The 10,968-nt window shown below is 65.4% G+C and carries 10 protein-coding genes; 4 read left to right on the top strand and 6 right to left on the bottom strand.

Annotation, left to right across the window (positions count from 1 at the left end; genetic code table 11):
- Nucleotides 1–49: 49 nt before the first annotated feature.
- Together ACQCSW_RS13310 and glnA are read right to left on the bottom strand one after the other, a co-directional pair.
- Nucleotides 50–3,061: a bifunctional [glutamine synthetase] adenylyltransferase/[glutamine synthetase]-adenylyl-L-tyrosine phosphorylase gene (locus ACQCSW_RS13310; protein ID WP_426986574.1), complete on the bottom strand. Its 3,012-nt coding sequence runs from the start codon at nucleotides 3,059–3,061 to the stop codon at nucleotides 50–52.
- A gap of 6 nt (nucleotides 3,062–3,067) precedes the next feature.
- Nucleotides 3,068–4,408: a type I glutamate--ammonia ligase gene (gene glnA / locus ACQCSW_RS13315; protein ID WP_426986576.1), complete on the bottom strand. Its 1,341-nt coding sequence runs from the start codon at nucleotides 4,406–4,408 to the stop codon at nucleotides 3,068–3,070.
- Nucleotides 4,409–4,672: 264 nt separating this feature from the next.
- On the opposite strand from glnA, the gene panB reads away from it, so the two are divergent.
- The gene (panB, locus tag ACQCSW_RS13320) at nucleotides 4,673–5,578 is read left to right on the top strand and encodes a 3-methyl-2-oxobutanoate hydroxymethyltransferase (protein ID WP_354251920.1); all 906 of its coding nucleotides are present in this window, start codon (nucleotides 4,673–4,675) and stop codon (nucleotides 5,576–5,578) included.
- A 50-nt stretch (nucleotides 5,579–5,628) separates the two neighbouring features.
- Here panB and ACQCSW_RS13325 read toward each other — a convergent pair whose 3' ends face one another.
- On the bottom strand, nucleotides 5,629–5,796 hold the full coding sequence (locus ACQCSW_RS13325) for an SPOR domain-containing protein (RefSeq protein ID WP_160669959.1): 168 nt from the start codon (nucleotides 5,794–5,796) through the stop codon (nucleotides 5,629–5,631).
- A gap of 120 nt (nucleotides 5,797–5,916) precedes the next feature.
- On the opposite strand from ACQCSW_RS13325, the gene map reads away from it, so the two are divergent.
- Nucleotides 5,917–6,795 carry a type I methionyl aminopeptidase gene (gene map / locus ACQCSW_RS13330; RefSeq protein WP_426986579.1) on the top strand — a complete coding sequence of 293 codons (879 nt, stop codon included), beginning with the start codon at nucleotides 5,917–5,919 and terminating at the stop codon, nucleotides 6,793–6,795.
- A gap of 56 nt (nucleotides 6,796–6,851) precedes the next feature.
- Nucleotides 6,852–7,655 (top strand): polyphosphate--glucose phosphotransferase, encoded by an 804-nt coding sequence (ppgK, locus tag ACQCSW_RS13335; protein ID WP_426986581.1) that lies wholly within the window; start codon nucleotides 6,852–6,854, stop codon nucleotides 7,653–7,655.
- Between the two features lie 77 nt (nucleotides 7,656–7,732).
- Here the strand turns inward: ppgK and nrdR are convergent, their stop codons facing one another.
- The 3 genes from nrdR to ACQCSW_RS13350 form a co-directional block, all read right to left on the bottom strand.
- Complete coding sequence (gene nrdR / locus ACQCSW_RS13340; protein ID WP_426986583.1) at nucleotides 7,733–8,239, bottom strand: transcriptional regulator NrdR; 507 nt, start codon at nucleotides 8,237–8,239, stop codon at nucleotides 7,733–7,735.
- A 150-nt stretch (nucleotides 8,240–8,389) separates the two neighbouring features.
- Nucleotides 8,390–9,766, bottom strand: coding sequence for a histidinol dehydrogenase (gene hisD, locus ACQCSW_RS13345; RefSeq protein ID WP_426986585.1), 1,377 nt, complete (start codon nucleotides 9,764–9,766; stop codon nucleotides 8,390–8,392).
- Nucleotides 9,767–9,775: 9 nt separating this feature from the next.
- Entirely contained in the window at nucleotides 9,776–10,309 is a 534-nt protein-coding gene (locus tag ACQCSW_RS13350) for a hypothetical protein (RefSeq protein ID WP_426986587.1), read from the bottom strand.
- 158 nt (nucleotides 10,310–10,467) lie between these two features.
- On the opposite strand from ACQCSW_RS13350, the gene ACQCSW_RS13355 reads away from it, so the two are divergent.
- Nucleotides 10,468–10,965, top strand: coding sequence for a flavin reductase family protein (locus ACQCSW_RS13355; protein WP_354251913.1), 498 nt, complete (start codon nucleotides 10,468–10,470; stop codon nucleotides 10,963–10,965).
- Nucleotides 10,966–10,968: the final 3 nt, after the last annotated feature.

The following is a 10,968-nucleotide window of genomic DNA, read 5'->3' on the forward strand; positions in this document are numbered from 1 at the left end:
CGCACCGCCGCGGCTGTCTGCTGCCTTCCGGGAGGACCTCAGTCAGCCGCTAATGACCGTAGAAGGCTTTCTCGAACACCGCACGGGCCCGCCGGCTCAGGCGGAGGTAGTCCTCTTCCAGGGCGGCCGCGTGGCCTGGTTCGTAGCCGCACCATCGGGCCACCGCCTCAAGGTCCCCCCGCGCGGACGGCAGCAGGTCCGACGCCCTGCCGCTCCAGATGACGTTGGCGGACCGGATCCGGCTGGCGAGCCGCCACGCGTCGACCAGCAGCTTCGCGTCAGGCCCGGCGAGCAGGTCCAGTGAAGCCGCGGCTTCAAGGGCCTCCACCGTGGACGTTGTCCGCAGTTCCGGGTGCCTGGCCGCGTGCTGGAGCTGAAGGAGCTGCACCAGCCACTCGACGTCGCTCAGTCCCCCGCGGCCAAGCTTCAGGTGGCGTGCCGGGTCGGCCCCGCGCGGCAACCGCTCCGCTTCCACCCGCGCTTTGACCCTGCGAACCTCCCGGACGTCCTGCTCCGAAATCGACTCCGGGTACCTGATCGGGTCGATGAGGGCCAGGAAGTCCTCAGCCAGGGCATCGTCGCCCGCCATGGGCCGGGCCCGCAGCAGCGCCTGCGCCTCCCAGATCAACGACCAGCGGCGGTAATATTCGGCGAACGAATCGAGGGAGCGGACCATGGCGCCGTTCTTGCCTTCGGGCCGAAGATCCGCATCCATCTGCAACACCCGCTCGGCCATGATGGCCGGTCTGAGTGGCTGGGTGAGCAGGCTGGAGACCTTGGAGACAATCCGGGCCGCCTGATCCTGCGCTTCCTCGTCGGTATAGCCCGGCAACGCGCGGTGCACGTACATCACGTCGGCGTCGGAGCCGTAGCCGATCTCGCGGCCGCCCTGGCGGCCCATTGCCACCACCAGCACCGCGGTCTTCAGCGGTCCCTCAGCGGAGACGATGCCTTCGGCCACGCGCAGGGCGCCCAGCACCGCTGCCCGGTCGGTGTCCGCCAGCGCCGCGCCCACGTGGTCCTGGTTGAGAAGCCCGGCAGAATCGGCGATCGCGATCCGGAGGATCTCCCTGCGCCTGATCAGCCTGATCAGCCTGATGGCGTTTTCCGGGTCCGAGTGGCGCGACATTTTGGACGTGATCTCCTGCCATTGGGCTTCGAAGCCCAGCGGCACAAGGTCTTTGTTGGTGCCCAGCCATGCCACCGATTCCGGCGACACCTCCAGCAGGTCAGCAATCAGCCGTGAATTGGATAGTACGTGGCACAGACGTTCGGCCGCGGCTGTGGAATCGCGGAGCATTCCCAGATACCAGTGGGTGGTGCCAAGGGCCTCGCTGACGCGCCGGAACGCGAGCAGCCCGGCGTCGGGATCAACACCTTCGGCGAGCCAGTCCAGCAGGATGGGCAGCAGCTGGCGTTGCAGGGCTGCGCGCCGGCTGACACCGGCGGTGAGCGCCTCGATGTGCCGCATCGCGCCCCGCGGGTCGCGATAGCCCAGCGCGGCAAGGCGGCCCTGGGCTGCCTCAGGTGTCAGCCTGGCGTCCTCGCTGCTGAGTTTGGCCGCGGTGTTAAGCAGCGGGCGGTAGAAAATACGTTCGTGCAGTTCGCGGACAGAGCGTTTAGTTTTCTGCCAGGTGGCCAGCAACGAAGCCGGCGGCGGCCTGTCATTGGAGAACGGGCTAAGCACGGCCTTTGCGAGGGCACGCTGTGCCGCTTCGCTGACTGGCATCAGGTGCGTCCGCCGGAGCTGGAACAGCTGGATGCGGTGCTCCAGGAGGCGCAGGTACCGGTAGGCGTGATCGAAAGCGGCAGCGTCGGACCTGCCGATGTAGCCCCCGGCTGACAGGGCCGCTATGGCTGCGGTGGTATCCCTGCGGCGGAGGGTTTCGTCGGATTTTCCGTGCACCAGCTGGAGCAGTTGGACGGTGAACTCCACGTCCCTGAGGCCGCCGCGGCCAAGCTTGATCTGCCGCTGTTCCTCCGCTGCCGGGATATGTTCGGTGACACGGCGGCGCATCGCCTGCACGGACTCCACGAACCCTTCCCGGCCCGCGGAGCTCCAGATCAGTGGGGCCACCGCGTTTTCGTAGCGCTCCCCTAGATCCTTGTCGCCGGCGATGGTCCGTGCCTTCAGGAGCGCCTGGAATTCCCAGCTCTCGGCCCATCGGGCGTAGTAGCTTTCGTGCGAGGCCAAGGTTCGGACCAGGGGGCCGGACTTGCCCTCCGGCCGCAGGTTGGCGTCAACTTCCCAGAGGCCGGGTTCACGTGCCACCGAGGAGATGGCCCGGGAAATGCCGGTGGCCAAGGCTGTGCCGATGGTACTGGCACGGGCGTCGTCCAGGTCGCCGGCGTCGATTACGTAGATGACGTCGACGTCGGAAATATAGTTCAGTTCCCGCGCTCCGCATTTGCCCATCCCGATGACGGCCAGGCCAACGGCGGCCACCTCCCCGGCGCTGAACTGCTCAGCAGCCTCGGCGCGGGCAACTGCCAGCGCAGCTTCGATCGCGGCTCCCGCCAGGTCAGCGAGTTCAGCTCCGACGGCGGGCATAAAGTCCAGCGGGTCAGCAGCGCACATGTCCTTGACCGCCAGGTCCACCACCCCGCGGCGGTAGGCCGACCGCAGCGCAGCATAGGCGTCGGCTCCGGTCATTCCCGCCACTGGCCGGGCTGATCCGGGTTCTGCGCGGACAGATTTCAGGAGGACAGAGCGGAGCTGTTCCGAATCTGCCTGAAGTGGCTCTGGACTGGCCGTGACTTCGAAGGCATCGAGGTGTTCCGGGTGCCGGATGAGGAATTCGCCCAGCGCTTCGGAGGCCCCCAGGACCCGATACAGCGGCTCGCTGATCTCCGGATCAGCCGCCGCCAGCTCCCGGAGACCGGGGTGCTTTTCAATCAGCCGCACCAGCGACTGCAGTGCGGTGTCGGGGTTGGCAGCCAGCTGCAGCCCGGCGAAAATCCTGTCGGGGTCCAGGCCGTCCAGTTCCGGGGCAGCCAAGAATCGCTCACCCTTCTCCAGATCACTGAAGCCGGCTGAGATGAGGCGGCGTGCGAGGCTCACCCCCGCCTAAAGGATGCCGAGGTTGCGCTGCAGTTCGTAGGGCGTCACCTGGAGCCGGTAGTCCTGCCATTCGGCACGCTTGTTGCGCAGGAAGTACTCGAAGACCTGCTCACCAAGGATCTGCGGCATCAGTTCGGAGTCCTCCATGGACCTGATGGCATCGTGAAGGCTGGCGGGCAGGGGGTCGTGGCCCATGGCACGGCGCTCGGCGGTGCTCAGTGACCAGACGTCGTCCTCTGCTGCGGCGGGCAGGTCATAGCCTTCTTCGATCCCCTTAAGTCCGGCCCCCAGCAGGACGGCATAGGCAAGGTAGGGGTTCGCGGCAGAATCAATGCCGCGGTATTCGATGCGGGCCGACTGGCCCTTGCCTGGCTTGTATAGCGGGACCCGGACCAGGGCCGAACGGTTGTTGTGCCCCCAGCTGAGGTAGCTCGGCGCTTCGCCGCCACCCCAGAGCCTCTTGTAGGAGTTCACGAACTGGTTGGTCACAGCCGTGAACTCGGGAGCGTGCTTCAGGATGCCTGCGATGAACTGGCGGGCCGTCTTGGAAAGCTGGAATTCGGCGCCCGCCTCATAAAATGCGTTGGTGTCGCCCTCGAACAGCGAGAAGTGCGTGTGCATCCCGGAGCCGGGGTGGTCGGTGAAAGGCTTGGGCATAAACGTGGCGTAGGTTCCCTGCTGGAGGGCCACTTCCTTGATCACCGTGCGGAACGTCATGATGTTGTCCGCCGTCTGCAGGGCGTCCGCATAGCGCAGGTCGATCTCGTTCTGGCCGGGACCGGCTTCGTGGTGGCTGAACTCCACCGAAATACCCACGGATTCCAGCATTGTCACGGCCGTGCGGCGGAAATCCTGCGCCACGCCGCCGGGAACGTGATCGAAGTAGCCGCCCTCGTCAACGGGTACCGGCGCACCATCGGGCCCGGGCTGCTGGGACTTGAGGAGGTAGAACTCGATCTCCGGGTGCGTGTAGCACGTAAACCCCATGTCCGCGGCCTTGGCCAGCGTGCGCTTGAGGACATTGCGGGGATCCGCGGCCGAGGGTTCGCCATCCGGAGTCAGGATGTCGCAGAACATGCGCGAGGTCTGTTCGGTCTCGCCACGCCAGGGCAGGATCTGGAACGTGGACGGATCCGGTTGCGCCAGCATGTCCGATTCGAACACGCGGGCCAGGCCTTCGATGGCTGAACCGTCGAAACCGAGCCCTTCCTCAAAGGCACCTTCAACCTCGGCCGGGGCGAGTGCCACCGATTTGAGTGAACCTACGACGTCGGTGAACCACAAGCGTACGAACCGTACGTCGCGCTCCTCGATGGTGCGCAGGACAAACTCTTGCTGGCGGTCCATGATGGCCTCTTCTCCGGTCAATCGTTCATGCCCCGGGTCCGCGGAAGCGGCGGCCGGCAGCAGTTCACCATCACTTTACTAAGCAATTGGCTGCAATGCGGGCGACCGCACCGCACGTAACACAGCGTTAACACAGCAACCATGGTCGGCAGCGCCGACCGGTGGCAAAAATGCCCTTGGCGGGCGCCTGAATATGACGCGGATCACGGTCCGCCGGCCCGTCTACGTTGGCTAGGACTGCTGCTGCCGCATTACGCTCTTGCCATGGCCTCAACCAATAGCTCTGAGTCAAGCGCGTCCGCTGAAGTACACGCACCTTACGGAAACGGACCTGCACCGGTGCAGCCGCCGTCGTCGGAAGTGAACGCGAAGCCGGCACCCAGGGTGCGCATCCACCACCTGCAGCAGGCCAAGCGGGACGGCAAACGCTTTGCCATGCTGACCGCCTACGAGCAGTACAGCGCGGAGATCTTCGACCAGGCCGGCATCGAGGTCCTCTTGGTGGGCGATTCGGCATCCAACAATGTGTTCGGCAACGAGACCAGCCTGCCGGTCACGGTGGATGAACTCCTGCCTCTCTGCCGCGCCGTGGCGCGGTCCGCCAAGCGCGCCCTGGTGGTGGCAGACCTGCCGTTCGGCAGTTATGAAGTCTCGGCGCAGCAGGGTGTGGAAACAGGCGTCCGGTTCCTTAAGGAGGGGCTGGCCCATGCTGTCAAGATCGAGGGCGGAAAGTACTATGCGGAAACCGTCCGGGCCATGGTCCAGGCCGGCGTCCCGGTTATGGCCCATATTGGCTTCACCCCCCAGAGTGAACACGCGCTGGGCGGTTACCGGGTCCAGGGCCGCGGGGATGACGCGCAGCGCCTGATTGACGACGCCGTCGCGCTGGCTGAAGCGGGGGCGTTCGCCGTCCTGATGGAAATGGTTCCGGCGGACACCGCAGCTGCAGTTGACGCGGCAGTAAGCGTGCCGACGGTCGGGATCGGCGCCGGCAATGCCACCACGGGGCAAGTGCTGGTGTGGCAGGACATGGCCGGGTTCCGCGGCGGGAGGATGGCGAAGTTCGTAAAACAGTACGCCGACCTGCGCACTACGCTCAGTGACGCAGCGAAGGCGTACGGCGACGAGGTCCGTTCAGGCCAGTTCCCCGGCCCGGAGCACTCCTTCTAGCGACTGACGCGCTCCCCAAGCTCGCCAGCTCGCCAGGGGCCCCTCGCACGTCAGTCTTGGTCGTCCTGTTTGTCCCACGCCTCATTGCGTGCCTTGACCTTTTCGAGGGCGTGTTCGGCCTCTTCCCGCGTTTTGTAGGGGCCGATCAGCTGGCTCCAGTCCGAGAGTGCGTCTTCTTCCACCTCGTGGGTGTTTACGTTGTACCAGTACTCAGTCATCGGTGCTCCTCGTTCCGGCCGGCGGGGGCCCTGCCGTGATCCACGTAACTTAAACGTGGATGCGGACAGCTTGGGGCTTCCGGTTACTTGGCCTAATGCGGTGCCTTATATGATCAATCTATGCCTTCCCTAGCCTCGACTGCACCCACCGGCACCCTTACCCGGGGAACCGTCAGCCCGCAGCTCCCCGTTCCCGCGTCCATCCCGCGCCCGGAATACGTGGGCAAGCCCGGCCCGGCCAAGTTCACCGGCTCCGAGATCAAATCCGCCGAGACGGTTGAGAAAATCCGGATCGCTAGCCGGATCGCCGCCCAGGCCATCGTTGAGGTGGGCAACCACATCAAGCCCGGCGTGACCACCGATCAGTTGGACAAGGTGGGTCACGAATTCCTGCTGGACCACAAGGCCTACCCGTCCACGCTTGGTTATCGCGGGTTCCCGAAGTCCCTGTGCTCGTCGCTGAATGAAGTGATCTGCCATGGCATCCCGGACAGCACCGTGGTCCAGGACGGCGACATCCTCAATATCGACATCACGGCTTTCATCAACGAAGTCCACGGGGACACTAACCACACCTTCCTGGTGGGCGAGGTCGACGACGAATCGCGCCTGCTGGTGGAGCGTACCCGGGAATCCCTCAACCGCGCCATCAAAGCCGTGGCTCCCGGCCGGGAGATCAACGTGATCGGCCGTGCCATCCAGTCCTACGCCAAGCGTTTCGGCTACGGCGTGGTGCGGGACTTCACCGGCCACGGCGTCGGCGAAGCGTTTCATACGGGCCTGATCATCCCCCACTATGATGCGGCGCCGGCCTACAACACAGTCATCGAGGCCGGCATGGTGTTCACCATCGAACCCATGCTGACCCTCGGCACCATCGAATGGGATATGTGGGAGGACAACTGGACTGTTGTCACCCGCGACCACAAGCGGACCGCCCAGTTTGAGCACACGCTGCTGGTAACAGAGTCCGGCGTCGAAATCCTCACGCTCCCCTGAACTTTTCCGGTCAGCCGTCCGGCCGACCTGCCCGCCCTGCCACGAACGGAACAACATTGACCAAGAAGGACGAGAAGTCGCACAAGAACGCCCCGTTGATCGGCATTGACATCGGCGGCACGGGAATCAAGGGCGGCATCGTCGACCTGAAAAAAGGCAAGCTCCTGGGTGAGAGGGTCCGCGTGCCTACGCCTCAGCCCGCCACTCCTGACGCCGTAGCCGACGTCGTAGCGCAAGTGGTTGCCGAGCTTTCAAGCCGCCCGGAGGCTCCGGCCGCGGACTCGCCCGTGGGCGTCACATTCCCCGGCATCATCCAGCATGGAGTGGTCCATTCGGCAGCCAATGTGGACAAGAGCTGGCTCAACACCGACATTGACGCTTTACTCACCGCACGGCTTGGCCGCCCGGTGGAGGTCATCAACGACGCCGACGCCGCCGGGTTGGCGGAGGCCCGTTATGGCGCGGGTAAGGGCGTGGACGGCACTGTCCTGGTGATCACCCTGGGCACCGGAATTGGCTCAGCATTCATCTTCGACGGCCGCCTCGTCCCCAACGCAGAACTGGGGCACCTGGAGATCGACGGCTTTGACGCCGAAAGCAAAGCCTCAGCCGTGGCCCGCGAACGGGACGGCCTGAGCTGGGAGGAATACAGCGTCCTGCTGCAGCGCTACTTCTCCCATGTGGAATTCCTGTTCTCACCCGAGTTGCTCATCGTTGGCGGCGGCATCTCCAAGCGCGCGGACGAATACCTGCCGCACCTGAAACTGCGCACCCGGATCGTGCCGGCTGAACTCAAGAATGAGGCCGGGATCGTCGGTGCCGCTGTCGAAATTGCCGTGAAGCACAAGCTCACGAAGTAACCGGGGGCTGACCGGCGCCGAGGGGCAGCCGGTGCCGGTGGTGGCGGCGGATTCCCCTCCGCGGCCGCCACCGGAGCTTACAGGGGGCTCTTTTCGGAGCTCTTGGCGGGCGCCGCCGCGGGTTGCGTGCCTTCGTCCACGGACTCGTGGCGGAGCAGCGCAATGGCGGTCTCGAAGTCCTCGAGGGATTCGAAGGCCTGGTATACGCTGGCGAACCGAAGGTAGGCCACCTGGTCAAGCTTCTGCAGCGGACCAAGGATGATCAGGCCAACTTCATGGGCGTCGATCTCGGCCGCGCCGGAGGCGCGGATCTGCTCCTCCACCTCTTGGGCAAGGAGCGCCAGGTCGTCTTCGCTGACCGGCCGGCCCTGGCATGCCTTACGCACGCCGTTGATGACCTTGCTGCGGCTGAAGGGTTCGCCCACCCCGGAGCGTTTGATCACCGAAAGGCTGGTGGTTTCCACGGTGGTGAACCTGCGGCCGCATTCCGGGCACTGCCGGCGGCGGCGGATGGCCGAGCCGTCATCGGCCATGCGGCTGTCCACAACGCGGGAGTCGGGATTGCGGCAAAATGGACAGTACATGGTGTCCCCTCCCTCGATGTCTTCCGGCGCCGATGTTTCCGGCCCGGCGGACCTCTCCGCCTCTCAGTTTACGACTACATGTTGCGGAATAACAATCCTGTAATTACCACATGTAGTGGTGCCTGCAGCCTGCCCCGCAGACCTGCCGCGTCAGCGGGCCTCCCGGAAGCGTGCCGTGACAGCTTCACCGTGGGCCGGCAGGTCCTCGGCACCGGCCAGGCTCACGATGTGGCCGCTGACTTCCTGCAGCGCCGCCCGGCTGTAGTTGATGACCTGGATGGCGCGCAGGAAGGTGGTGACGTTCAGTCCGGAGGAAAACGCCGCGGTCCCGCTGGTGGGCAAGACGTGGTTGGAGCCGGCGCAGTAGTCGCCCAGGCTGACAGGACTGTAGTCCCCCACAAAGATCGCCCCGGCGTTCCGGATCCGGGCAGCTACCGCCGGCGCGTCCGCGGTCATGATTTCAAGGTGTTCAGCGGCGTAGGCGTCGCAGGCGGCGATGCCTTGTTCCAGGTCCTCCACCAGGACAACTCCCGACTGCGGGCCGGACAGCGCCTCAAATACGCGCGCGGAGTGCTTGGTGCCGGCCGCCTTCCGGTCCAGTTCGGCGCGGACTGCCGCGGCAAGGTCCTCCGAGTCCGTGATGAGCACCGAGGCCGCCTGGGGGTCGTGTTCAGCCTGGCTGATCAGGTCTGCTGCCACGAGGTCAGGCTGCGCCGTTGAATCAGCCAGGATGGCGATTTCGGTGGTCCCCGCCTCGGAATCGATTCCCACCACACCCTTGACGAGGCGCTTCGCCGTTGCCACAAAAATGTTTCCCGGACCCGTGACTACATCAACGGGCTCGAGCGCCGGCCCGGCGTCATTTGCCGCCACGCCGTAGGCGAAGGCAGCGATGGCCTGTGCACCGCCAATGGCGTAGACCTCGTCGATGCCGAGCAGGGCCGCTGCCGCGAGGATGGTGGGGTGCGGGAGGCCACCGAAGTCCTTCTGCGGCGGCGATGCCAGGGCGATGGACTGCACTCCCGCAGCCAGCGCCGGGACAACATTCATGATGACCGACGACGGATAGACGGCGAGGCCGCCGGGGACGTACAAGCCCACCCGCGATACCGGCACCCAGTTCTGGCTCACCAGCGCACCGTCGCCGAGTTCGACGTCGAGATCGCGCGGCAGCTGCCCGTCCGCGAAGCGCCGGGCCCGGCTGATGGATTCTTCCAGCGCGCCGCGCACCGCCGGATCCAGCTCCGCCAGCGCCCGGGCCAACGAGGCCGCCGGGACGCGTGGGTGGACCTGCTGGACTCCGTCGAAACGGAGTGCCAGGTCGCTGAGGGCGGTGAAGCCGTCCTCGCGGACGGCTTTGATGATGTCCAGTACCTTTTGTTCCGCATCCGCCACGGTGTGCTGCCGGGCACGGGGAACGGCGGCGCGCAAACCGGCAAGGGTCAGGCCCCTGCCCCGAAGGTCGACCGTCCGGAAGCTGACAGCGGCGGCAGGAGGGGTGGCTGGAAATTCAGGAGAAATGGTCACCGGTCCATTTTACGCGCCGGGTGCGTTGCCTTCGGCTACCGGCGTACCCGCACTCCCGGGCCCGCCCTTGAGCAGGTTCATCAGGCTCAGGACAAACACGGACGTGGCAGTCGCGGCCGGCCACAGGATCAGCACGGGCAGGGACCGGAGCGTGAAAGCGACGCTGGCATTGACCGACGTGTCTGCGGGTCCGCCCCACAACTGGCCCGCAAGCACGCCAGTCAGCCACGCGATCAGGGCACCGCCCAGTCCCCCGGCCAGGCCCAGGAGAAAGGCCGCCTGCTCATTGCGGCCGCCCTTGTCGGTCAGGAAGACGGCCACCAGACACCCCGCGAAGACGCACAGTCCAGCAAGGGTGAGGTCCCTGAGCAGCCACACCTCCGGATTAGTCCCGTCCGCCAAGGCGGGGTTGCGGGTAATCAGGTTCATCCCCCCTGGGGCGAGTAGCCACCACAGCAGGCCGACGGGAACACCACCGGCAGCAGCAGCGGCAAACCATTTCCACGGCGGCCGGGAAGACCGGCGGCTGATGTGTTGTCTCATGAAACAAACCTTAACAAATGTCGGGTGTGGCCGATCAGATGACGTCGGCAGTCTTGACAGATGACGTGCTGGGTCAAGCGATTGCTCCCTGTCCGGGGGACTAATACCCTTAAGGAAGAGTCCATTTCAGCCTGCTTTTTCAGGGAGCAACCTTCACGATGACAGACAAGACGCCGTTCGAGGGCACCTTCAAGGAAATGTTCCGGCGGCATGCGGCCGGGGTCGCCATCATCACCGTGAACTACCAGGGCGAGCCCTACGGCTTTACCGCCACGTCCGTGGCCTCATTGTCGGCACAGCCGCCGCGGTTCACCTTCAACATGGCGCGCAGTTCGAGTTCCTGGCCGGCGGTGGCCAACGCCACCTACCTCGGCGTCCACATGCTGGGTCTGGAAAACCAGGCGCTGGCCGACCGTTTCGCGCGCACCAAGGACAGGTTCGGCGGGGACCACTGGGAACTTGGCCCGCACGAGGTCCCGGTCCTCAAAGACGTCGCGGGCTGGCTGATCGGCAAGATCCAGATGCGGCTCTCCTTCGAGAACAACGCCGTGGTGGTAGTTGAAGTTGTGGACGGCGAAGTGGGCGACGACGGTTCGCCGCTCCTGTACCACTCCGGCGGCTACGGCCAGTCGGTCCCGCTGGACTACGAAATCTAACTA

Origin of the sequence: Pseudarthrobacter sp. Y6, assembly GCF_050156205.1 — a bacterium.
In the GTDB taxonomy this organism is placed as follows: Bacteria; Actinomycetota; Actinomycetes; order Actinomycetales; family Micrococcaceae; genus Arthrobacter.

Coding starts and splice junctions, on each gene's coding strand:
- glnA (WP_426986576.1), bottom strand. CDS start 4,408: ATGGACCGCCAGCAAGAGTTTGTCCTGCGCACCATCGAGGAGCGCGAC.
- panB (WP_354251920.1), top strand. CDS start 4,673: ATGGCCTCAACCAATAGCTCTGAGTCAAGCGCGTCCGCTGAAGTACAC.
- ACQCSW_RS13325 (WP_160669959.1), bottom strand. CDS start 5,796: ATGACTGAGTACTGGTACAACGTAAACACCCACGAGGTGGAAGAAGAC.
- map (WP_426986579.1), top strand. CDS start 5,917: ATGCCTTCCCTAGCCTCGACTGCACCCACCGGCACCCTTACCCGGGGA.
- nrdR (WP_426986583.1), bottom strand. CDS start 8,239: ATGTACTGTCCATTTTGCCGCAATCCCGACTCCCGCGTTGTGGACAGC.
- ACQCSW_RS13350 (WP_426986587.1), bottom strand. CDS start 10,309: ATGAGACAACACATCAGCCGCCGGTCTTCCCGGCCGCCGTGGAAATGG.
- ACQCSW_RS13355 (WP_354251913.1), top strand. CDS start 10,468: ATGACAGACAAGACGCCGTTCGAGGGCACCTTCAAGGAAATGTTCCGG.